Below are 20,522 nucleotides of genomic sequence, written 5' to 3' on the forward strand. Positions count from 1 at the left end.
CAGTTACTCCCTATCTAAAACTTCCATACAAAACATACATTCTTCATCGTTTTCACGACGTTGACCATAATAATCATTGCAAATATGGAAACCATCATGGTAAATGCCTTCGATATATCGTTTTCCTTGCTTAGAAGATTTAGCTGGTGTATCTTGCTCAAGTTGAGCTAGACGCGTGCGAATTTTATCATTTTCAAGACGCAAAGCTGTATTTTCCTCTAGTAGTGATTGCACTTGTTTTTTCATGGCTTCAATTTCAGCTAAGGTAATCATTAAATTTTGTGAAAAACCATCAAAGGCATCAAATAATTCTTTTTTATCCACGTACTTTGACCTCCTCTAAAGCATAGGTTAAGAGCGTGTGTTTTTCTGGAAAACGAACTTTGACGGTATCAGAAAACACATCAATCCCTGCAATAACTCCCAAGCCATCAACTGTTTCAATCTCCGTTCCTACATCAGGGAATTTCCTCTTAGAGGCTTTATAAAAGTCATCTTCAAAACTCAAACAACACATCAAACGCCCACAGATACCTGATGTTTTTCCTGTGCTGAGTGACATTCCTTGATTTTTGACCATTTTAATAGACACAGGTGGAAATTCTCCCAAAAAACTTGAACAACAAAGGGCACGACCACACGGTCCAAGACCACCATAAACCTTAGCTTCTTCGCGGCTGTTGATTTGACGAAGTTCGATTCTTGTTTTGAAATGACCTGCTAAATCACGTAGCAATTGACGAAAATCAACACGTTCTTCTGCTGAAAACGTGATAAGCACACAGCTTCTTTCCAAAGGGAAAATAATATCAATCACTTTCATTTTTAGGTCATTAGCTAAAATTAGCTCATTAACCGTTGAAAACGAACGCTTCGCTAAATCAATATTTTCTTGGTAAGCTTGTTTATCTTTTTCATTGGCAAGACGTGTTACAGAATCCATCTCAGCAGGTAATTTGACCTCATCAATGACTTCGTTGCTAGTGACAACTTGCGCCAAACGACACCCTTTTTTATTTTTGACGACGACGTAATCGCCGAGTTTATATTTTTTATTTGGTAAAACATAGACAATACTGCCTGTTTCTTCGTATTTTACGCTCAATACTTCTGTCATGAAATCACCATATATTCTAGCGCATTTTGGAAACTCACATTACTTTTCCACATTTGTTGCGCCTTAAAACTTTTTTCTAAATAAACCAAACTTTCTTTTTGATTAAATTGCTTTGCTAAAAATAGCGGCAAGAGTTGAAAAACAAGTTCTTGGTCAGACTTTTCTAAAGCAACTTGAACCAAACGCCCTGTTTCTAAATAAGCCAGCATTTTTTCTTTAAACAGAACCGTGACAAAACGCTCACAAGTTTGAATGACATCCAATACTTTTTTATCTTGCATCATTTCATCAAGGTGCTCCGGTGTTTTTGACAATTCTGCTAATATTTCTGCTTGTATTTTCAAAACTCCAGCTTTTTCAGCTTGCTCGATCAACAGTGGCTTATTTTTCGGAAAACGGAAAATCTGTGTTCGACTTTTAATCGTCGGTAAAACTTTATTCTCATCACTAGTCAACAAAATCATGTAGGAAGAACTTTGTGGTTCTTCAATGAATTTCAAAAGGCTATTTGCAGCATTAACATGCATTTTTTCACAATTTTGAATAATGAAAACTTGTGATTTGCCTTCAAAACCTGAACGTGAGAAATCACGCATCAATTCACGAATCGTATCAGTTTTGATGACTTGCCCACTTGGTTTGACAACCTTAACATCCGAAAATTCATTTTCCGCAATTAACTGACATTCACGGCATTTCCCGCATGGCAAACTATCTTGGAGGTTTTCGCAAAAACGACTTTTAGCAAAGTAAAGAGCAAAATCAAAGCTCGCAAAATCCCCTGAAAAAAGATAGGCGTGGTTCATCCTATCTGATTTCAAAATTTGATTAAACTCTTTAAAAAGTTGGGGTTGCAAGTGCTCTAATTCCATCTAAATCCCTCTACTCATTTTTTGCTAACTGTTCAAGAATGGTATGAAGTGTCTCTGACACGACCTCTGCCAATTCACGTGACGCATCAATAGTCACAATACGTTTTTCTTGTTCAGTCAAGGCTAAATAACCTTCTCGAACACGCTTGTGCATGTCTAATTTTTCCAAATCAAGTCGGTTAACTTCACGCTCAGCATTTTTAGCAATTCTGGCTAAACCAATTTCTGATTCAACATCAAAATAAAGCGTCAAATCTGGTTTTCTACCGTCTGTTGCAAAGTCATTTAATCTCCTAATGATATCTTTATCCAAGCCACGTCCAGCACCTTGGTAAGCAATTGAACTATCAATAAAACGATCAATCAAGACCACCTTACCAGCCTCTAAAGCTGGCAGAACCTTTTCAACATAATGTTGACGTCTTGCAGCCATATACAAGAGCAACTCTGTCTTATTATCCATAGCAACGTGGTTAACATCTAAGATGACATCACGAATACGCTCTGCAATTTCGACACCACCAGGTTCACGTGTGGTTATAATATCATAGCCCTTTTCTTGCAAAACTGGAAGGACTTGTTCTAAAACTGTGGTTTTTCCAGCACCATCTGGACCTTCAAATGAAATGATTATACCGTTTTTCATGAAAATTCCTTAAAATTCTTTCTATGCTTCTATTTTAACAAAAAACAGACAAAAATAACACTAGCAAATTCGCTAACTTATTGGATTCAAGCATAAAAAGTTGATAGACATAACTTTCCGTCTCGTCGCTCAAAAAAACAGAACCTAGCTTGAAACTAAATTCTGCTTTCTCAGTTAAATTAGCACTTAATCCAATGATTTTGCTTCTGTTAATTCAAGCGCATCAACTTGAATGCCTTGATTAAGCAATTTTTCTCGTAGATCTGCAACATCAGCTTTACCGTCAATTTGGATTTCAATAGCGACTTTCCCAGATTTACGAGTGGCAACAACGGTACGTTTGATATTGAGATTGTCGTTTGAAATCGTATCTACAATTTTTGCCAAAGTTCCAACCGTATCATCAGCCGAAATAACCACGCGAACACCTTCTTCGCCATAACCAGAAATTTCAAGAAAAGCTTTGAAAACGTCTTTATCTGTAATAACACCATAGACTTGGTCGCTTTCGACAACAGGAACAATTCCAACACGATTTTTCATCATGGTATAAATCGCATCTTCTAGACTTGCGTACGGTGAAACCGTCACAACATCGCGAATCATCACGTCACGAATTTTAGTTTTATTAAGCAAATAATTCATCTCATAAATTGACAAAGTCGTTGCTTTTGAAGGACTAGCTTCTGCCATTGTTCTTTCGGTAACAATCCCGACAAGCTTATCATTTTCGATAACAGGCAAGCGACGCAAGCCTTGTTCTCTCATCATATCAGCCGCATGTGCTACTGTTGTATCAGGAGACACATAAACAACTTTTTTAGTCATAAAATCTTTTACTGCCATAACAATTCTCCGCATTATTTTCTTGTTATTATTATACCACAAACCGCAAACGGTTTCACCAAAGATTGAAAAAATAATGAAAATAAAGCAGACGAGATTGTTGTTAATGATAAAAAATCTAGGATAACAGCTATCCTAGACTTGGTTAAATACTAAATTCAGTTAACGGTTTGTTAGCCACCAAGGTAAGCCTTGCGGACTTCTTCTGATTCTAACAATTCTTTACCTGTTCCTGAAAGAACAATTTTTCCTGTTTCTAAAACATAACCGCGGTCAGCAATTGCTAACGCTTTATTGGCATTTTGTTCAATCAACAAGACAGTTGTTCCTTGTTTTTGAATATCTTGAATGATGTCAAATATTTCTTGGATAAAAATTGGCGCAAGCCCCATTGACGGTTCATCAAGAAGAAGTAATTTGGGTTGGCTCATCAAAGCACGCCCCATAGCAAGCATCTGTTGCTCACCCCCTGAAAGTGTGGCTGCATCTTGCGATTTACGTTCTTCAAGTCGTGGGAAGCGTTCAAAAACTTTCTTCAAATTCTTTTGATTTTCTTCACGGTCATTACGCAAGAAAGCTCCCAATTCAAGGTTTTCAAGCACAGTTAAGCCTGGGAAAACATGACGTCCTTCAGGAACCTGTGACAAGCCACTAGCAACGATTTTTCGAGCAGGTTCTTTTTGAATTTCTTGTCCTAAGAATTCGATTTTACCAGCACTTGGACGAACCAAACCAGAAATCGTACGAAGAATAGAAGTTTTACCAGCACCATTGGCACCGATAAGTGTGACAACTTCTCCTTCATTGACTTCAAAAGAAACATCTTTTACAGCTTGGATAACGCCGTAATGGACTGATAAATTATCAACTTTTAACATTGTCATTATCCTTCACCTCCAAGATAAGCTTCAATAACACGTTGATTATTTTTGATTTCATCAGGTGTACCGTGAGCAATTAAACGTCCATATTCAAGAACGTAAATACGTTCTGTCACTTCCATTACAAGACTCATATCGTGTTCGATAAGCATAATGGTAATGTCAAATTCTTCTTTGATTTGACGAATTAACTGTGTCAATTCTGCTGTTTCTTGTGGGTTCATCCCAGCAGCAGGTTCATCTAAAAAGAGAATTTTGGGTTCAGTGGCAAGGGCACGTACAATTTCCAAACGACGTTGCTGACCGTAAGGAAGATTTTTAGCTAGGGTATCTGCATCTCCATCCAAATTAAAGATAGCTAACAAATCCATAGCTTTTTGGCGCAACTCTTCCTCGCTTTGATAGAATTTTGGCAAACGAAGAAAGCTTGCAAAGACATGCGATTTATTTTGATTAGCCATGCCAACAAGTACATTTTCCAAAACGGTCATATCTTTAAAGAGACGGATATTTTGGAAAGTACGTGAAAGACCAAGTGATGCGATTTTATAAGGTTTCTTGCTATTTAACAATGTGCCATCCAAAGAAACTGAACCTTCGCTTGGTTCATAGACACCTGTTAAAAGGTTGAAAAGTGTTGTTTTACCAGCACCGTTTGGACCAATAAGACCAACTAATTCTCCCTCATTTAAATGCATTGTGACATCACCAACGGCTGTCAAACCACCGAAATTTTTGGTTAAATTTTTAACATCAAGAAGTGCCATTAATGATTGCCCCCCTTAGTTTTATTAAAGAAACGTGATAATGTGAATTCTTTTGTTCCTAAAAGTCCTCCTGGACGGAAAATCATTACCAAAATTAATGCCAAAGAATAGATAATCATACGGAGGTTTGAAACGTTTTGTAAGAACATGTTAAGAATGCCTAAAACAATGGCTGCTAGAATAGTTCCTGTGATAGAACCTAGCCCACCAAGAACAGCAATAATCAAGTAATCAATTGATTTCATGATAGTAAAGTCTTTTGGTACAACTGTTCCGATGTAACCAACGTAAAGTGAGCCAGCAATAGCTGAAATGATAGCTCCCATTACAAAAATCAAGACTTTCATTCTTGTGATATTGACACCCATTGCTTCTGCTGCAATCTCGTCTTCACGAACAGAAATAACTTGACGTCCAATAGATGAACGTAGGAAATTTAAAATCAAAATCGTAATTGCAACGACAAAGATAAAGATAACTGGCCATGTTGTGTATGGCAAAATTCCTGTCAAACCAGCTGCACCATTGGTTAAATCGCCACCATTGACAATAACAATACGGATAATTTCAGCCATACCAAGCGTTGCAATCGCAAGGTAGTCACCTTTCAAACGAAGTGTTGGAATACCAAAGACAAGCGCTACAAGAACAGCAATCACAATCCCAACAAGCATTGAGAAATAAAAGCCACCGTAAGTTGGATTTTGTTGTGTGATAATCGCTGTGGCATAAGCACCGATTGCCATAAACCCAGCTTGTCCAAGTGTGAATTGTCCTGAGAAACCGAGCACAAGGTTAGTACCAAGTCCCATTAAAATACTAATCCCAATCCCCATGAGAATTTGAATGTAGTAAAGGTTCAAAATATTAGTTGTTGCTAGAAATTCTAAGATTCCAAAAAGAACAACAATCAAAGCAAGCCAAGAAAGATTGATTTTTAGATTCTTTTTCATTTTCTACACCTTCTCTTTCACGTTTTTGCCAAGAATACCAGCAGGTCTTACCAAAAGAATGATAATTAAGACACCGTAAACAATGGCATCACGATAACTTGAAAGGTTGAGCGAAATTGATAAAGTTTCCAAAATACCAATAACAAATCCACCTAAAGCTGCCCCTGGAATAATGCCGATACCACCCAGAACAGCGGCAACGAAGGCTTTAATACCAGGTGTCATCCCCATTAATGGTTCAATTGAGTTATAGTAAAGACCGATTAACACACCTGCGGCACCTGCAAGTGCTGAACCGAGCGCAAATGTGAAACTAATTGTTGAATTGACGTTAATTCCCATTAATTCAGCTGCATCGCTATCAACAGACACGGCACGCATTGCTTTCCCCATTTTTGTTTTCTTAACGATTAATTGCAAAGCTACCATCAAAGCAAGGGAAACAATTAAAATCAACAATTGAATGTTTGTCACTGTTACAGAGCCAATCTTATAGCTAACAATATCGATAGCTTGCGGGAATGAATGCGTATTTGCGCCAACCAAGAAAACCATACCATATTCAAGGAAGAACGACACACCAATCGCCGTAATCAAGGCTGCAATACGCGTCGAATGACGTAATGGACGATAAGCCAAAAACTCAATAATCATTCCCAGGCAAGCTGTTGCAATCATTGTAAAAATGAGGGCAATCCAGAAATTCATGTGAAGGCTACTAATAGCATAGTAACCGATAAATGCACCTAGCATATAAATATCGCCATGAGCAAAATTAATTAATTTAATAATCCCATAAACCATGGTATACCCAAGAGCAAGTAACGCATAGATACTTCCTAGAATAATACCATTAACCAGTTGTTGGGGGAGCTGTTCTAAAAACATATAATACCAAACTTTCTAGTTATGTGATATAAAGCTAAAGGAAAATGACCTCTAGTTATCTCCTGTAATTTCAACGGCTTCAGCTGAATCTTCAACACCATCTTTCATCTTAACCATCAAAGCTGTCTTGATTGGGTTATGATCTTCATCGATAGTCATTGTACCAGTAACACCTTCAAAATCTGTCAGATTTGCTAAGTTATTAGCAATATCAATTGAAGTTTCTGCACCTTCTGCTGCTTTAGCAATCATATAAACAGAGTCATAAGCAAGCGCTGCAAACATATTTGGTTCTGAACCGTATTTTTCTTTATATGCTGCAATAAATTCTGTTGCTTTATCTGAAAGTGCTGTTTTCGTTGAATAACCCGATACGTAATAAACATCATGCGTATTTGCTGTACCGGCCAAGTCAGCGAAGCTATCATCATTGAAACCATCAGGTCCCAAAATTGGAACTTCGATACCCATATCACGCGCTTGTTTTGTAATGATACCAGTTTCTGTATAATAACCTGGCATTACAATCGCATCATAATCCAAGTTTTTGAATTTTGTCAAGGCTGATTGGAAATCTTTATCCCCTGAAGCAAATGTCGCTGTTGCAACAATCTCTCCGTGATATTTTTCTTGGAATTCCTCAGCAATTCCTTTAGCATAGTCACTTGAGTTATCATAATAAAGAACAACCTTTTTAGCATTTAAATTGCTATAAGCGTACTGTGCTAAAACTTGACCTTGGAAGCTGTCTTGGAAAGTCGTACGGAAAACGTCTTTTTTCACACCATCACTACCCACTGTCAAATCATCCTGTGTACCACTTGGAGTCAACAACGGAACCCCTGTTTTCTGGGCATTCAAACTAGCGGCAGAAACCGCACCAGAAGTGGCTGGACCAATCATTGCATTAACTTGACTTTGAATAGCCAAGTTAGTCGCTGCAGTAGAGGCTTCCGCGTTTTCAGATTTATTATCTTTCGTAACGAGTTCAATTTTTTTACCATCAACACCGCCAGCTTTATTAATCTCTTCAACGGCAAGTTTAATACCGTCATTTTCTGCATTACCATAAGCAGCTACCGCACCAGTCAATTCAAGGTTAACACCAATTTTCAAGGTGTCACCAATCGTTGTTCCTGTGGCATTTGCAGTTACGTCTGGCGACTTACTACAAGCTGCTAAAGTAATTGAGGCTAAAAAAGTTAGCGCTGTGAGCGCAATCTTTTTATGCATAAGAATTTCTCTCCTTAAATTTCTAATAAAAAGTCACTTAAAATAATACTGAATTATCAGAAAATTGTCAATATTCTTTTCGTACTTCTTCATACAAGATTATATTATATCAAAAACGAGCTAAATTGCCTACAAAATTTTCATCGATATTATCAAACTCCGATAATAATACTTCTTTAACAAATTTCAATTCTGAAATTTCTTTTGCAATATCTTCTGCTTCTTCCTTGTTTACATACAAGATCTGATATCGCATTTTATGCGAATGGTATAAAACATCACCAAATTTATTTAACTTTCGAGCATCACGATTATAGTATAAATAAACAATAATCCCCTGACGTTCCTGCTTTTTAAACATGCTTTTTCCTTCCTCCTTTACTACAATTCCCATAATGTGATTTATGTGGTGCCAAAGGCAAACCTGTCTCTACAAAAATATCAGATGAAATAGTTGATGAGATCTTTTGTGATAGCTCTGCTAAATTTTTTTGAACAGCAACTTCACTTTGTCGCAATTGACTAACTTTTTCGTTAATGTCAATGCCCCTTTTTTCCTTAAAAAGTTGACGACGTATTTCAGCAACTTCTGATCGAAAAGCTGCATACGATTTAACATCTTCATAGCTTTGTTTCAAGGCTTGAAAATGCATAATTTTTTCCTGAAGCACAGTATCTGCCAAGAAAACCTCACGTGCTTTCCGATAGTTTTTAACACTTTCCAACTCAAGAAAAGATGCGGCAACCTCATCAATAGCTTCATCAATATCAAATAATTGTTCATCAATTGTCAACATAAAACGATTATACCACAATTAAAGTTAAATGTATCCTTGGTCAGCTCGCAACAAAAAACCCACCAAAGGCGGGTTTAATATATATCTTCAATTAGTTTAATTCGTTGTTTACCATGATTTCGTCGATGAAGCCGTATTCGAGAGTTTCTTGTGCACTCATCCAGTTATCACGTTCAGCATCAGCATGAACTTTTTCCAATGTTTGACCAGAGTTGTCAGCCAAAATTTGTTCCAAGTTTTGACGTGTTTTCAAAAGGTGTTCGGCAGCAATTGCCATATCTGTTTGTTGTGTACCGCCACCAGTACCACCCATTGGTTGGTGAATCATGTATTCAGCATTTGGCAACATGAAACGTTTACCTTTTGCACCTGATGACGCAATAACAGTTCCCATTGAAGCTGCCATACCCATAACAATTGTTTGAACATCTGACTTAATGAAATTCATTGTATCAACAATGGCAAGCCCTGCTGATACTGAACCACCAGGAGTATTAACATAAAGGTAAATATCTTTAGTGTTATCTTGTGCATCAAGGAACAACAATTGGGCAATGATAGAGTTAGCCATATTATCTTCAACTGGTCCAGTCAACATGATAATACGGTCTTTCAAAAGGCGTGAATAAATATCGTATGAGCGTTCGCCACGGCTCGTTTGTTCAATAACTACAGGAATCATATATTTTCTCCTTTATTAAGCTACACGGACAAATTGAAATGGTGACTATCACCTTCTTATCCATGTCTGGTTTTAATAATCAATCTGAAACTATTATAGTCAATTGGTCAAAAAAGGTCAAATAAAAAACGTTAATAATTGACTTTTTCCTGAAGTAAAATAGGGGTTCACTACACGTCAATAGACGGTAGAAACCTTGATTTCATGTGATTTTTGAAACATTGACTTTCATTACATTGCACTACAAATCAATTGAAACTCTACATTTTTTAGATAATAAAATAAAGTAGAACATGCAGATATTAAAAAGAGCACTTCAAAAGGCGTGGTTCCGTAAGAAAACATTTATGTGAGAGAATCGGCGTAGTTTAGGCTACGCCGGTTTTCTTTTCTTTTTGGGCTGCTTGGGATTACTCCCTTGCTTCCTCAAAATCAAATGCACCAATGAAGTTATAGACAATCTCAATTTCTCTGACCTTAATGCGCGGCTCGTTCTCGTCCGGCGTGTAAACCTCGGAGATATAAATTTTATCCACAAACTCCCGGAGAATGGAAGCGTCAAGCTGCTGCATATCGGTGTACTTTCTGACCGCTGCAATGAACTGCCTGACGTTGACTTTCTGCTTCTCCTGTTCCTTGACTTCCTGCCGCAGATGTTCGACAAGATTTGTAAGGTTGGTCTGTTCCAGCTCATAGTCACGGGACAGTTTGATGAAACGCTCGTCGGAGAGCTTGCCGGAAATGTTATCCTCATACAGTCGCTTGATGATAACATCCAGCTCGGCAATCCGCTTTTGCGATTGCGCCAGAGTATCTTTCTTTTGTGCCAGCTCCTTGTCCCGTTCCCGCAGGCTTTGATCTGCGGCCCGCTGCACAAAGTCGTCCTCATACTGCGTCACATACTGAATGGCTTCCCGCAGGTTTCGCAGCACGATTTCTTCAAGGACAACGCGCCGGATAGAATGGGTCGAACATAAAGTGCGGTCTTTACGGTAAGTTGAGCAAAGGTAATATTCCTGTTCAGGTTTGAAGTGATTGGCTCTGCACAAGTACATCTTTCCGCCGCAATCCGCACAGAACAGCAGGCCGGAGAACATACCCATGTCGCCCATCTTAGTGGGACGGCGGCGGCCTTGTCGGATTTTCTGGACGATCAGAAACACGCTTTCCTCAATAATAGGTTCCTGTGTGTTCTCAAAGATCACCCAATCCGCCGGATCATTCCACAATACTTTCTTGCTCTTGAACGATTGCTTAGAAGTTTTGAAGTTGACCGTATGGCCCAAATAGTCAAGGCGTTCCAAAATATGCACTACCGTCTTTGTTGCCCATTTATAAGGGTCAGTTGGCCGTTTAGATGTTGTCGGCAAGTCGTTTTCGTAGCAGTAAGCAACAGGCGAAAGAACTTTATTTTCTTGGAGCCATTTTGCAATTTGCGTCGGCCCCATGCCGTCCATGCACAGTGCAAAAATCTTCTGGACAACGGCGGCAGCTTCTTCATCCACGATCCACCGCTTCTTGTTCTCCGGGTCTTTCTTGTACCCATAAGGCGGGATAGTGGTGAGGTGTTCGCCGGAGCGTCCTTTGGATTGCCACGTTGCCCGGATTTTCTTGCTGGTGTCCTTGGCGTACATTTCATTGAATACGTTGCGGATGGCGGTAAACTCGCTGTCCCCGCGCACACTGTCCACACCGTCATTGACGGCAATAAAGTGGACGCCGTACTCTGGAAACAGCATTTCCGTGTACATCCCGACTTGCAGATAGTTACGCCCGAACCGGCTCATATCCTTAACGACAACGCGCTTGATCTTGCCCGCCTTGATGTCGGCAAGCATCCGCTGGAATCCGGGCCGGTTGAAGTTGGTTCCCGAATATCCGTCGTCCTCGTCGTAGTGGCGGATGGCGGTATAGCCGTGATCCCGGCAATACTTTTCCAAAATCCGCTTCTGATTGCTGATACTGTTGCTCTCGCCGTCCAGCTTATCTTCTTGGGAAAGACGCTCATAGCAGGCGGTAATGCCCTCGGCTTCCTCCTGCGGCTGGCTGTGGACATAGAATTGCAGCACCGTGTTTTGGATAGCCGTCTTGGTTTCCTCGCTCAACGGCGCGTCATTGGATACGCGCTGAAAGGAAGTGACTGGATGTTGGTACATTTGATTGTCAAGGTTCAAAGTAGTATCGTTATTCCGTGTCGCACGGGGGTTCCGTGCAATCACCATTTCCGGCTGTTTGCTCATAAGTTCCTCCTATTCCGCAGCCGGAAAACGAGGCATGATACAAGTATATTATACCATATCATGCCCCATCCGTCTGCTTGTAGGAAATGAAAAAATCTTTAATTTTTAAGTGGCTGCCTTGTTCAAATCGTTTTGGAGCAGCCGACGGATTTTCTTGACTGCGGTTTCTTTCGCGCCGTCTTTGACGGTCGCTTTCACAATATATCGAACGCCTCCGATCTCGTACTGACGTACAACGGGGGCGGTCTGGTTCTGACTTGTTACTGTACTCATACAGTAATCCCCCTTTCGCTTACATTGGTGTAAAACGAAATGGGCAGTACGGACGGCTGCTGGCACAGCTCCACGGGAATCTCACCCCGGCCCATGCTGATGGGTGCGCCGCGCAATGCTTTGAGGGCGTTCAACGCGGGAGTATCATTGTCTTGCCTGTACGTCGTCGCCCACAAGTTGCCACACTTGTTTTACAGCCCGGTTTGATCGCTCCGCTTTTTCCTACTGGAAAGCCTCATGGCGCACCTGCCGCACGGCTCGGCACAGACAGAATGTGTCCGTTTGCCCTATGATGCGCCGCTATATACGGGCATATTTTTCAAAGAACTGTGACGCCACAGACCTTTTGCTGGCGGGGAAAGGGTAAGCCGCTGCATCCAGCCGGGCGATTATCGTTAAACTTTAACGATAGCTTGGATCAACCTGATTTCTAAGCACCGCTTCATGTACTCGTCCACGCATAAATGAGGATAGCCGTCCTCGTCATAGAGCGTCCGGGTACACAGACAATTCATGTAATTGTCATAGTACCGAAGCAACCGTTCTACGGCTTGGGGATCGCCTGCACGGGCGGACACATACACTGAAAGGGGCAAAGGCTCTTTGCCTTTGTAGGCAGGTTCTTTCATCCGCGTCAACCTCCTTCCGGCATGAGCGCCATCAATTTTACACGCAACTCTTTCAGTGTTTTTGTCCTGTGGCGCTGGACGGCGCTGCGGGACATCCCTGTGAGGCTGGCGATCTCGCCGTCTGCCATATCCAGTACGCAGTACAGGATCAAAATGCTTTGTTCCTGTTGCGGCAGGTCGGCAAAAGCGTCGGCCACAAGCTCGTTGTCGATATGTAAATCGTACCCATGAGAGCTAAACACAAAGCTGTCGCTGGGATAGCGGTCTACGGTGCAGAGCTTGTCCAACTCATGCTGCGGCAAGTCGCTGAACATCGTTTCACGATCTCTTTGACGCTTCATATTCCGCAGATAAGCCCGTGCCTCGTTCTTCAACACTTTTTTGCAAAAGGCATCAAACTGGCCTTGTCCATAGTCGCGGGGGATAGCTTCCATCATTTTCACCCCCTTTCTGTTGGGGGATTGGGTGTTTCTCTCCCTTTCCGCTACTACTAATCCTGCGACACCCTTTGCTGCCCGCTGACCGCCTCCTTTTGGGACTTTTTTTGAAAAAGGTTTCAGAGCAAATTTGAAACCGCAGGAAATGACAAAATTCGCCCGGCAGGTCATAGACCCACCGGGCGAAAATTAAATTGATATGAAGTTTCCTTACATAGTATAGTTCATACTGTTGGCCGGAGCTGCCCCCTGTTGGATACAGGCTTTTTTTGATAAGCTATGCTTTTGAAAAACAGGACATATCAGCATGGCGGCTCCCTCCGTGGGCCGCCGATCCTGCGCCGAGCAAAGAGAAACGGCGGCCTTGATTTTGAACCGCCGCTGGAATTTGTGAAGTGAGCGCGCGAAATCAACCTGCCCGGCAACGGTTTTTTTCTTTTCTGCCGCCGGGCAGATAAGTGTTATTTGTATTGGTAAACTACTTATTGGGCTTTTTCAGAAAAAGCGCGACGTTCACTTTCGGATAATTCCTTGTGAAGATGTAATGCCATAAATACGGTAATTACTACGGAAATCACATCAGCGATGGGCTGGGCATACAAAATTCCGTTCATGCCCCATACCATAGGCAGCAGCAAAATCACAGGAACAAAGCAGATGCCTTGTCTGCAAGCTCCCAAAAAGAAGCCTGCTGCACCTTTTCCTAATGCAAGGAACAGAGAGGAATATACCGTGTAAAAACCAAAAAGAATGAATGTGATCCCATTTGCAAACAGTGATTTTTGACCAGCTAAAATCATTTGGGTATCTCCATCAGTAAATTGAGAGATAATCTGTGTGGAGAAAATGGCCATTGCCAAGCCCACAACCAAGCAGAAACTTGTAGACCAAATAATCGAGGTTTTGATTGCTTCGCGCAGGCGGTCAAACTTCTTTGCCCCATAGCTGAATCCGGCAATAGGCTGGAATCCTTTCAGAAAGCCAAAGACAACCAGTGTTCCCATAGAAGTAATTCGTGTAACCGCCCCCATGCCTGCAATGACGGAATCACCATAATCGCTGGCTGCACGGTTAATCAGTGTAATCGAAAGACTTGTAAGCAACTGGAACACCAAAGTAGGGATACCGATTTTCAAGATTTCCGCCATCATTTGTCCAGTCGGAGAAAAGGCTTTTACGCTGAAAGAAAATGCACTTCTTTTTCGCAGAACGTATGTAAGATAAACAAGAGTAGATACCATCTGCGAAATTGCGGTGGCGATTGCTGCACCGGCAACTCCCATATTGAAAGTGTAAATAAAGAGAGGGTCTAATCCAATATTCAACACAGCTCCCAGCAGTAACGCACACATGGTTGTCTTTGCTGCACCTTCGCTACTTACAATGTTGTTCATGGTCACGTTGAACACGTTGAAAACACAGGACAGTATATAAATTCTTGAGTACGTCAGGGCATACGGCATAATAGTTTCTGTCGCGCCTAACATGGTCAAAATTGGTTTGAGAAAGATCGTAGAAAAAAGGATGATAATAGCACCAATCAAAAGGCTGCTATACAAGGCTGTACTTGCCACTTTATTGGCAGTATCCTTATCGCCACGTCCCAGAAGTCTTGACAGATAGGATGCAGCTCCGTTACCAAACATAAGGCCCAAGCCAACCACGACTTGTCCCAACGGAAAAACGATGGAAATAGCTCCCATTTGACTTCTGCCCAGTCCGCCCACAAAATAGGCATCCACCAGATTATATAGGGCGTTGATTAACATCCCAATCATAATCGGTACGCCAAGCGCCATCAGAGCTTTTGGTATGGGCGCACTTCCCAAAAGCTCAAGTTTGTTGTTACGTTCACTCATTGTTAATACTCCTTTCGCTCCCTGTGAGTGTAATTTACAGTAGTATAAATTATAGCATACTGCCGCATAAATCATACTACTATAATTTATAGTATATGTCAAGGGAAGTGGCGGGATTTTCCTTGACAAAAAGTATAAAATCTACTACTATAATTTATAGTTAATTTGACAGTATTCTTTTATGCAGAAAACAAGCGAAAGGTCGTGATCCACATGGCTACCATAGATTTAATCGTATTGGGAATATTAAAAAAGGAGCCAATGAGTGCCTACGATATTCAAAAGTTGGTTGAATATAGAAACATATCAAAATGGGTAAAAATCAGCACCCCATCCATTTATAAAAAAGCTATTCAGTTGGAAGAAAAAGGGCTAATCCAAGGCGAAATTGTAAAGGAAGGAAAAATGCCAGAAAAAGCAATTTACTCCCTGACGGAAGCCGGAGAAGCAGAATTTGAACGGCTGATGTTTGAGATTGCTGCAAAGCCTATCAACATTTTTCTGGATTTCAACGCTGTTATTGTGAATTTGGAATCCTTACCGCCTGAAAAACAAAAATCGTGCATAGCAGAGATTGAGGAAAATGTTAGTATTCTGAAATCTTATCTGGAAGATAATATACGGGAAAAAGAAAACGAACCCAGTATTCCAGCAACAGGTATGGCCGTCTTGCGTCAGCAGTATGTACTTGCGGAAGCAATTCAAACATGGGTTTCTTCTTTGAATATTGTTTGAACTACTAAAAACCATTCTGCAAGCTACGCAGTTAAGCCGCTGAATAGGCCGCCGCAGCGGGCTTCCGGCAAGCGATTGACGGGGCCGTAATAGGATTGCTCCAATCCCCGCTGAAACGGGCTTTGAAATGCGTAGAATAAACCCATAGGAAAACGCCGGGCGCAGGGCCAGCAGGCCGCCGCGTCCGGCGCTTTCTTATGGGCTGTTCAGGATGGCCCGGATCAGTCTGTTTTGCAATCGGCGCTTCATGTACTCGTCCACCTGCACATGGGGCGTACCGTCCAGATCATAGAGCGTCCGGGTACAGAGCTTGTCCATGTAGCCCTCATAGTACCGCAAGACGCGCTCCACGGCCAGAGGATCACCGGCGCGGGCCGCCTCGATCACAGACAGGGGCAACAGTTCCCGGCCACGGAAAGTCGGCTGCTTCATTTCGGGTTCCTCCTTTCGTCCTCCAATCGTTTCCGTAATTCGTTCAAGGCCTTGGTACGGTGCCGCTGGACGGCGCTGCGGGACATTCCCACAAGGCTGCCGATTTCACCGTCTGCCAGCTCCAACACACAATGCAGGATCAAAATGCCTTGTTCCTGTTCCGGCAGACTTGCAAAGGCGTCGGCCACCAGCTCGTCCCGGATATGTAAGGTATAGCCATAGGCTGTGAATAGGATGCTGTCGCTTGGGTATTCGTCCACTGTGCAGAGCTTGTCCATTTCTTGCTGCGGCAAGGCGCTGAACTCGGTTTCCCGGTTCCGCTGGCGGCCCAAATCCCGCAGGTGGGTTCTGGCCTCGTTGCGGAGAACAGTTTTGCAGAAAGCGTCAAACCGGCAGCGTTCTCCATAACCATCAGGAGTGTACTTCATCTTCTCACCCCCGATCTGCGGGAGAATGAGAAGCCGGGGCCGGTTGCGTCGCCCCCTGTGTCTATGTTGCTGCGGCAGCTTCGGCCCGCACCGAAAAACCGCAGGAATCGACAAAATTCGCCCGGCAGGTCGTAGACCCACCGGGCGAATATGAAAGTGTTATGATGTTTTCTTACATAGTATAGTTCATACTGCTGGCCGGAGCTGACCCCTGTTGGGTACAGGCTTTTTTTAATAAGCTATGCTTTTGAAAAACAGGACATATCAGCATGGCGGCTCCCTCCGTGGGCCGCCGATCCTGCGCCGGGCAAAGGAAAGCGGCGGCCTTGATTTCTCAAAACCGCCGCTGGGATTTGTAAAGTGAGCGCACGAAAGTAACCTGCCCGGCAACGGTTTTTTTCTTTCCCCGTTGGGCGGGGCAGGCTGTTGTCGCTTATTGAGATAAAAAAGGAGCCGATAACCACAAGGGGATCAGACCTTGTGTGTTATTGGCTCTGCGTCTGTGCGTCTGGCTCTTTGATAACGGTTATATTGAATTGTTTTACATGGATCAAGGTTTCTTGCCTACATTTCGGACAGAATAGCGGGAAGTTTTTGAGTTCCGTATCTTTCCGTATCTTTAATCTTGTTTTATTTCCACAAACGGGACATAATATCCAGTTTTCTTTATCCATTTTCTATTACAGCCCCCTTATCCTATTACTTACAATAAGAGGGTCTGAATTACTACAACTTCTTCGGCTTCGCACATTGCATAGTCGATTGTATTTGCAGGATAATCATTGGCATACTGTTTTGCTTTTTCCATTGTAATGTCGTCTACAATAATATGTCCGCATTTAGAACATTTTTTCGCGGGAGTATTTGTTACAGTTTTCAGAACACCATTAGTTTCAATCTCAATATTGGTGTATGCGGAAATCACTTTGCCGCCGCATTTTTTACACTTCGGTATAAACATAGATTGACCTCCTTTCCAGTTGGTATTGCAATCTTCTATCTTTGTTTACGATAGAAAATAACAGCAATGTGATATGAAACAAATTGAATAATACAACTTGTTAATATACAGGCAAATGCAAAAAGTTCCTTATGCGATTGTGCAAAGTCAAGGATACCAGATAATGCAGATACAAAAGAGGGTAATACCACCAATAACATTACAACTGCAAAAGGAATGACAGACCATAACTTTGCTTTGGTGTACCCCATTTTGAAAAATAACGGCATTTGTATTCCTGTTATTGTAGAGAAAACTAAAAATGATAACCCCAATCCAAGTATTATATCAGGCACATCGAATGTAGCTTTTCGACACAGCACAAAGCCGAGATATAGGATAATAATTACAACCATGCTGGTGAAGTAATTCAGAAACACAAAGGTGTATCGTCCAAGAACGACCTCGTTCAAGCTCACGCAAACAGAACCATATAAACGGTCAAGATGATTTTTTTCCTGTATGGCAAAAATGTTAGTAGCCATCAATGCGATAAACCATGCGCCTGTAATGCATAACACAGTTATGGAGGAACCCATAAGTCCGAACAACAAAATTACTGCAACCAATGACAAATATGAAATTCCTTGTGATTTCATTATAAAAAAATCCAGTTTTGTAATTCTCGCAACCCCTGTCATGCCTTTGTACCTCCCTTGCCAATGCAGATAATAATGTCATCAATAGTTGCGGTATCAAGAACGCAATGTTTGTATTGGACTGCCGCATTTGCAGTTATAAGACCTTCAAACCCCATAGCTGTTTTGCGTAATCCCAAAATATTTTTTTCGAGATCGGCTGTAAGATCGCAAGGTTTCCCTTTAATGAGGCGGTAACTGCTTAACAAATCTTCCATACTACCTGTAAAAATCATATTGCCTCGATTGATGAGGGTGATATAGTCAGCTACGCGCTCCAAATCGGTGGTAATATGTGTTGAGAACAGCACACTTCTTTGACCATCTCTGATATAATCTTGCAGAATTTCCAAAAACTCATCTCGAGTAAGAGGATCAAGTCCACTTGTAGGCTCATCGAGTATTAGCAGCTTGGCATCATGCGAAAACGCACACGCAAGCATTAGCTTCATTTGCATACCGCGTGATAACTCGCCAACCTTTTTATTTAGCGGTAAGTCAAAGCGTTTAACCATATCGTTAAAAATATCATGTCGCCAGTTATCGTAAAAAATAGATACTGCTTTTTCTGTATCTTTTACTGTCCAGCTATCCACATAAAATATGCTATCAAAAACAATACCAATATCCTGCTTTATCTCTTTTTCACTAACCACATTATCTTTACCAAAGGCCAAAATCTTGCCAGCATCTTTTTCAAGCATATTGAGAATAAGCTGAATTGTTGTCGTTTTTCCTGCTCCATTCGGGCCGACAAGCCCCATAATATACCCTTGTGGCAATGTGAAGCTAATATTATTCAGCGTAAAATCACGAAAACTTTTGCATACATTTTTTAATTCTAAACATTGTTCACTCATGGTTTACCTCCAATAAAAGCCGTAGGAGCTTAATAAGTTCTTCATCGGTCATAGAAGCTCGTTCAGCCGCCAATATTGCACTGTTAAGATTTTTTTCTACCTCTTGTATTAGCTGTTCTCGAATGAGATTTGAACTACTCGACATTACAAAGAATCCTTTACCTTGACGACTTGTAATAAAACCTTCTTCCTCTAACTCGTTGTAGGCTCGTGTAGTAGTCAATACACTGATTTTCAAATCCTTTGCCAACTGTCGAAGTGATGGTAGCATTTCATCTTCCTCAAGCTCACCCGACAAAATTTGTTCTTTGACTTGCTCCTTTATCTGCACATAAATCGGCAAATCTGATGTGTTTGATATTACTATGTGCATACAATCCCCCTAACTGTATTTCTTTATACATATACAGTATAGTCAGAAAGAGCAGTTTTGTCAAGTGGATCGCCACAATCAACATTTGGGAAGAAACGAGAAATAAAATACAACCTAATGTAAAACTTCATTACATTCCCATAATCTAACACGAAATGTAGAATGATATAGGGTGATATGAGAATGAACCAAGATGAAAGAAGGTTTGACTTTCACGGCCTCGGGCTGGCACTCAAACGAGCCAGAGAAGAAAAGGGCTGGACACAAGCCTATGTTGCGGAATTAGTAGACCGTGACTCCCGTACCATTATGAATATTGAGAACAAAGGACAATATGAATTATAAAGTTTAATCTAACTGCATATAACAACATTCCACGGACAGAGTATGAATTATACAATGTAAATGGGTGATGTTATATGGCTAAAGTTGAAGATTGCCCCGGCTTTGAAACTTTCGGCGCGGACGTGAAAGCTGCGCGGAAAGCAAAGCACCTGACGCGCAAGGTGCTGGCCGAAATAGTGGGAATTGAATGGCGCTATCTTGCCAATATTGAAAATAAAGGCACGATCCCCAGCCTCCCGGTTGTGATCCAGCTTATCAAAGTCTGCGGGCTTCCCGTAGAGCAGTATTTCAACCCGGAAGTCATACGCGGGGACAGCGAACAGCGGCAGCGGGTCAGCCACAAGCTGAAACTTTGCCCGGAACACTATTTGCCGGTCATTGAGGGCGCAATCGACGGGGCGCTGAAAATTGAACAATCAGCGAAAGAAACGGGGGATGTGTGAAAGCATCCTCTGTTTTCCGCTTTTACAAGGAGAGCCGCAAGGCTCTCTTATTTTTTTGCGCTTTTTTCGAGAAAGCCCCTGTTTTGCGGGTAATTTGAGGGCTTGCGAATGTACTTATAGCGGAGAAGAAGAAACGCAGCAAGCATAG

The 20,522-nt window shown here is 41.6% G+C and carries 28 protein-coding genes; 3 read left to right on the forward strand and 25 right to left on the reverse strand.

Going from position 1 to position 20,522, the window contains the following annotated elements; translation table 11 throughout:
• Positions 1-3 precede the first annotated feature (3 nt).
• From yabA to CCC20_RS03260, 18 genes are all read right to left on the reverse strand, one after another.
• A complete protein-coding gene (yabA, locus tag CCC20_RS03175) occupies positions 4-324 on the reverse strand; it encodes a DNA replication initiation control protein YabA (RefSeq protein ID WP_003066006.1) in 321 nt (106 codons plus the stop codon).
• On the reverse strand, positions 317-1,117 hold the full coding sequence (locus CCC20_RS03180; protein ID WP_003066009.1) for a PSP1 domain-containing protein: 801 nt from the start codon (positions 1,115-1,117) through the stop codon (positions 317-319). The genes yabA and CCC20_RS03180 overlap by 8 nt, the downstream gene beginning before the upstream one ends.
• Positions 1,114-1,989, reverse strand: coding sequence for a DNA polymerase III subunit delta' (locus CCC20_RS03185; protein ID WP_003066011.1), 876 nt, complete (start codon positions 1,987-1,989; stop codon positions 1,114-1,116). The genes CCC20_RS03180 and CCC20_RS03185 overlap by 4 nt, the downstream gene beginning before the upstream one ends.
• A 10-nt stretch (positions 1,990-1,999) precedes the next feature.
• Positions 2,000-2,635, reverse strand: a complete 636-nt coding sequence (tmk, locus tag CCC20_RS03190) for a dTMP kinase (RefSeq protein ID WP_003066013.1) — start codon at positions 2,633-2,635, stop codon at positions 2,000-2,002.
• Between the two features lie 186 nt (positions 2,636-2,821).
• Positions 2,822-3,481, reverse strand: a complete 660-nt coding sequence (locus CCC20_RS03195; RefSeq protein WP_058692439.1) for a CBS domain-containing protein — start codon at positions 3,479-3,481, stop codon at positions 2,822-2,824.
• 173 nt (positions 3,482-3,654) lie between these two features.
• Positions 3,655-4,365 (reverse strand): ABC transporter ATP-binding protein, encoded by a 711-nt coding sequence (locus CCC20_RS03200; protein ID WP_003066018.1) that lies wholly within the window; start codon positions 4,363-4,365, stop codon positions 3,655-3,657.
• Positions 4,365-5,129, reverse strand: coding sequence for an ABC transporter ATP-binding protein (locus tag CCC20_RS03205; RefSeq protein ID WP_003066020.1), 765 nt, complete (start codon positions 5,127-5,129; stop codon positions 4,365-4,367). The genes CCC20_RS03200 and CCC20_RS03205 overlap by 1 nt, the downstream gene beginning before the upstream one ends.
• A complete protein-coding gene (locus tag CCC20_RS03210; RefSeq protein ID WP_003066023.1) occupies positions 5,129-6,082 on the reverse strand; it encodes a branched-chain amino acid ABC transporter permease in 954 nt (317 codons plus the stop codon). Before CCC20_RS03210 ends, CCC20_RS03205 begins: the two co-directional genes overlap by 1 nt.
• A gap of 3 nt (positions 6,083-6,085) precedes the next feature.
• Positions 6,086-6,970: a branched-chain amino acid ABC transporter permease gene (locus CCC20_RS03215; RefSeq protein WP_003066025.1), complete on the reverse strand. Its 885-nt coding sequence runs from the start codon at positions 6,968-6,970 to the stop codon at positions 6,086-6,088.
• A gap of 51 nt (positions 6,971-7,021) precedes the next feature.
• Positions 7,022-8,203 carry an ABC transporter substrate-binding protein gene (locus CCC20_RS03220; protein ID WP_003066027.1) on the reverse strand — a complete coding sequence of 394 codons (1,182 nt, stop codon included), beginning with the start codon at positions 8,201-8,203 and terminating at the stop codon, positions 7,022-7,024.
• Positions 8,204-8,312: 109 nt separating this feature from the next.
• The gene (locus tag CCC20_RS03225; RefSeq protein ID WP_003066029.1) at positions 8,313-8,564 is read right to left on the reverse strand and encodes a YlbG family protein; all 252 of its coding nucleotides are present in this window, start codon (positions 8,562-8,564) and stop codon (positions 8,313-8,315) included.
• Positions 8,557-9,000: a YlbF/YmcA family competence regulator gene (locus CCC20_RS03230; protein WP_003066031.1), complete on the reverse strand. Its 444-nt coding sequence runs from the start codon at positions 8,998-9,000 to the stop codon at positions 8,557-8,559. The genes CCC20_RS03225 and CCC20_RS03230 overlap by 8 nt, the downstream gene beginning before the upstream one ends.
• A 91-nt stretch (positions 9,001-9,091) precedes the next feature.
• On the reverse strand, positions 9,092-9,682 hold the full coding sequence (gene clpP / locus CCC20_RS03235; RefSeq protein ID WP_003066032.1) for an ATP-dependent Clp protease proteolytic subunit ClpP: 591 nt from the start codon (positions 9,680-9,682) through the stop codon (positions 9,092-9,094).
• A gap of 410 nt (positions 9,683-10,092) precedes the next feature.
• The gene (locus CCC20_RS03240) at positions 10,093-11,922 is read right to left on the reverse strand and encodes a recombinase family protein (protein WP_287179067.1); all 1,830 of its coding nucleotides are present in this window, start codon (positions 11,920-11,922) and stop codon (positions 10,093-10,095) included.
• Between the two features lie 105 nt (positions 11,923-12,027).
• Positions 12,028-12,195 carry a transposon-encoded TnpW family protein gene (locus CCC20_RS03245; RefSeq protein ID WP_083389936.1) on the reverse strand — a complete coding sequence of 56 codons (168 nt, stop codon included), beginning with the start codon at positions 12,193-12,195 and terminating at the stop codon, positions 12,028-12,030.
• Positions 12,196-12,590: 395 nt separating this feature from the next.
• On the reverse strand, positions 12,591-12,824 hold the full coding sequence (locus CCC20_RS03250; protein WP_069988586.1) for a helix-turn-helix domain-containing protein: 234 nt from the start codon (positions 12,822-12,824) through the stop codon (positions 12,591-12,593).
• 5 nt (positions 12,825-12,829) lie between these two features.
• Positions 12,830-13,261: a sigma-70 family RNA polymerase sigma factor gene (locus CCC20_RS03255; protein WP_083389937.1), complete on the reverse strand. Its 432-nt coding sequence runs from the start codon at positions 13,259-13,261 to the stop codon at positions 12,830-12,832.
• 482 nt (positions 13,262-13,743) lie between these two features.
• On the reverse strand, positions 13,744-15,120 hold the full coding sequence (locus tag CCC20_RS03260; RefSeq protein WP_287179079.1) for an MATE family efflux transporter: 1,377 nt from the start codon (positions 15,118-15,120) through the stop codon (positions 13,744-13,746).
• 213 nt (positions 15,121-15,333) lie between these two features.
• Between CCC20_RS03260 and CCC20_RS03265 the strand changes: the two genes are divergently transcribed.
• Positions 15,334-15,855 (forward strand): PadR family transcriptional regulator, encoded by a 522-nt coding sequence (locus CCC20_RS03265; protein WP_115784244.1) that lies wholly within the window; start codon positions 15,334-15,336, stop codon positions 15,853-15,855.
• Between the two features lie 195 nt (positions 15,856-16,050).
• Here the strand turns inward: CCC20_RS03265 and CCC20_RS03270 are convergent, their stop codons facing one another.
• The 7 genes from CCC20_RS03270 to CCC20_RS03300 form a co-directional block, all read right to left on the reverse strand.
• Positions 16,051-16,287: a helix-turn-helix domain-containing protein gene (locus tag CCC20_RS03270; protein ID WP_115784243.1), complete on the reverse strand. Its 237-nt coding sequence runs from the start codon at positions 16,285-16,287 to the stop codon at positions 16,051-16,053.
• Positions 16,284-16,715: an RNA polymerase sigma factor gene (locus CCC20_RS03275; RefSeq protein WP_115784242.1), complete on the reverse strand. Its 432-nt coding sequence runs from the start codon at positions 16,713-16,715 to the stop codon at positions 16,284-16,286. Before CCC20_RS03275 ends, CCC20_RS03270 begins: the two co-directional genes overlap by 4 nt.
• A gap of 485 nt (positions 16,716-17,200) precedes the next feature.
• The gene (locus tag CCC20_RS03280; protein WP_115784241.1) at positions 17,201-17,389 is read right to left on the reverse strand and encodes a cysteine-rich KTR domain-containing protein; all 189 of its coding nucleotides are present in this window, start codon (positions 17,387-17,389) and stop codon (positions 17,201-17,203) included.
• A gap of 29 nt (positions 17,390-17,418) precedes the next feature.
• On the reverse strand, positions 17,419-17,676 hold the full coding sequence (locus CCC20_RS03285) for a YgiT-type zinc finger protein (protein ID WP_118633979.1): 258 nt from the start codon (positions 17,674-17,676) through the stop codon (positions 17,419-17,421).
• 35 nt (positions 17,677-17,711) lie between these two features.
• Positions 17,712-18,356 (reverse strand): ABC-2 transporter permease, encoded by a 645-nt coding sequence (locus CCC20_RS03290; RefSeq protein WP_115784441.1) that lies wholly within the window; start codon positions 18,354-18,356, stop codon positions 17,712-17,714.
• Entirely contained in the window at positions 18,353-19,213 is an 861-nt protein-coding gene (locus CCC20_RS03295; protein ID WP_115784440.1) for an ABC transporter ATP-binding protein, read from the reverse strand. The genes CCC20_RS03290 and CCC20_RS03295 overlap by 4 nt, the downstream gene beginning before the upstream one ends.
• Entirely contained in the window at positions 19,206-19,586 is a 381-nt protein-coding gene (locus CCC20_RS03300) for a GntR family transcriptional regulator (protein WP_115784439.1), read from the reverse strand. Before CCC20_RS03300 ends, CCC20_RS03295 begins: the two co-directional genes overlap by 8 nt.
• Before the next feature lie 183 nt (positions 19,587-19,769).
• Between CCC20_RS03300 and CCC20_RS03305 the strand changes: the two genes are divergently transcribed.
• Together CCC20_RS03305 and CCC20_RS03310 are read left to right on the forward strand one after the other, a co-directional pair.
• A complete protein-coding gene (locus CCC20_RS03305) occupies positions 19,770-19,931 on the forward strand; it encodes a helix-turn-helix transcriptional regulator (protein ID WP_201798040.1) in 162 nt (53 codons plus the stop codon).
• 74 nt (positions 19,932-20,005) lie between these two features.
• Positions 20,006-20,374, forward strand: coding sequence for a helix-turn-helix domain-containing protein (locus tag CCC20_RS03310; protein WP_115784438.1), 369 nt, complete (start codon positions 20,006-20,008; stop codon positions 20,372-20,374).
• The last annotated feature ends 148 nt before the right edge of the window (positions 20,375-20,522 follow it).

The organism is Streptococcus sp. LMAG:39, from assembly GCF_008680485.1.
In the GTDB taxonomy this organism is placed as follows: domain Bacteria; phylum Bacillota; class Bacilli; order Lactobacillales; family Streptococcaceae; genus Streptococcus; species Streptococcus pasteurianus.

Excerpts from the sequence above, each read along its gene's own strand:
- CCC20_RS03180 (WP_003066009.1), bottom strand. The coding sequence starts at position 1,117 with ATGACAGAAGTATTGAGCGTAAAATACGAAGAAACAGGCAGTATTGTC.
- CCC20_RS03185 (WP_003066011.1), bottom strand. The coding sequence starts at position 1,989 with ATGGAATTAGAGCACTTGCAACCCCAACTTTTTAAAGAGTTTAATCAA.
- tmk (WP_003066013.1), bottom strand. The coding sequence starts at position 2,635 with ATGAAAAACGGTATAATCATTTCATTTGAAGGTCCAGATGGTGCTGGA.
- CCC20_RS03195 (WP_058692439.1), bottom strand. The coding sequence starts at position 3,481 with ATGGCAGTAAAAGATTTTATGACTAAAAAAGTTGTTTATGTGTCTCCT.
- CCC20_RS03200 (WP_003066018.1), bottom strand. The coding sequence starts at position 4,365 with ATGACAATGTTAAAAGTTGATAATTTATCAGTCCATTACGGCGTTATC.
- CCC20_RS03205 (WP_003066020.1), bottom strand. The coding sequence starts at position 5,129 with ATGGCACTTCTTGATGTTAAAAATTTAACCAAAAATTTCGGTGGTTTG.
- CCC20_RS03210 (WP_003066023.1), bottom strand. The coding sequence starts at position 6,082 with ATGAAAAAGAATCTAAAAATCAATCTTTCTTGGCTTGCTTTGATTGTT.
- CCC20_RS03215 (WP_003066025.1), bottom strand. The coding sequence starts at position 6,970 with ATGTTTTTAGAACAGCTCCCCCAACAACTGGTTAATGGTATTATTCTA.
- CCC20_RS03220 (WP_003066027.1), bottom strand. The coding sequence starts at position 8,203 with ATGCATAAAAAGATTGCGCTCACAGCGCTAACTTTTTTAGCCTCAATT.
- CCC20_RS03225 (WP_003066029.1), bottom strand. The coding sequence starts at position 8,564 with ATGTTTAAAAAGCAGGAACGTCAGGGGATTATTGTTTATTTATACTAT.
- CCC20_RS03230 (WP_003066031.1), bottom strand. The coding sequence starts at position 9,000 with ATGTTGACAATTGATGAACAATTATTTGATATTGATGAAGCTATTGAT.
- clpP (WP_003066032.1), bottom strand. The coding sequence starts at position 9,682 with ATGATTCCTGTAGTTATTGAACAAACGAGCCGTGGCGAACGCTCATAC.
- CCC20_RS03240 (WP_287179067.1), bottom strand. The coding sequence starts at position 11,922 with ATGAGCAAACAGCCGGAAATGGTGATTGCACGGAACCCCCGTGCGACA.
- CCC20_RS03245 (WP_083389936.1), bottom strand. The coding sequence starts at position 12,195 with ATGAGTACAGTAACAAGTCAGAACCAGACCGCCCCCGTTGTACGTCAG.
- CCC20_RS03250 (WP_069988586.1), bottom strand. The coding sequence starts at position 12,824 with ATGAAAGAACCTGCCTACAAAGGCAAAGAGCCTTTGCCCCTTTCAGTG.
- CCC20_RS03255 (WP_083389937.1), bottom strand. The coding sequence starts at position 13,261 with ATGATGGAAGCTATCCCCCGCGACTATGGACAAGGCCAGTTTGATGCC.
- CCC20_RS03260 (WP_287179079.1), bottom strand. The coding sequence starts at position 15,120 with ATGAGTGAACGTAACAACAAACTTGAGCTTTTGGGAAGTGCGCCCATA.
- CCC20_RS03265 (WP_115784244.1), top strand. The coding sequence starts at position 15,334 with ATGGCTACCATAGATTTAATCGTATTGGGAATATTAAAAAAGGAGCCA.
- CCC20_RS03270 (WP_115784243.1), bottom strand. The coding sequence starts at position 16,287 with ATGAAGCAGCCGACTTTCCGTGGCCGGGAACTGTTGCCCCTGTCTGTG.
- CCC20_RS03275 (WP_115784242.1), bottom strand. The coding sequence starts at position 16,715 with ATGAAGTACACTCCTGATGGTTATGGAGAACGCTGCCGGTTTGACGCT.
- CCC20_RS03280 (WP_115784241.1), bottom strand. The coding sequence starts at position 17,389 with ATGGATAAAGAAAACTGGATATTATGTCCCGTTTGTGGAAATAAAACA.
- CCC20_RS03285 (WP_118633979.1), bottom strand. The coding sequence starts at position 17,676 with ATGTTTATACCGAAGTGTAAAAAATGCGGCGGCAAAGTGATTTCCGCA.
- CCC20_RS03290 (WP_115784441.1), bottom strand. The coding sequence starts at position 18,356 with ATGACAGGGGTTGCGAGAATTACAAAACTGGATTTTTTTATAATGAAA.
- CCC20_RS03295 (WP_115784440.1), bottom strand. The coding sequence starts at position 19,213 with ATGAGTGAACAATGTTTAGAATTAAAAAATGTATGCAAAAGTTTTCGT.
- CCC20_RS03300 (WP_115784439.1), bottom strand. The coding sequence starts at position 19,586 with ATGCACATAGTAATATCAAACACATCAGATTTGCCGATTTATGTGCAG.
- CCC20_RS03305 (WP_201798040.1), top strand. The coding sequence starts at position 19,770 with ATGAACCAAGATGAAAGAAGGTTTGACTTTCACGGCCTCGGGCTGGCA.
- CCC20_RS03310 (WP_115784438.1), top strand. The coding sequence starts at position 20,006 with ATGGCTAAAGTTGAAGATTGCCCCGGCTTTGAAACTTTCGGCGCGGAC.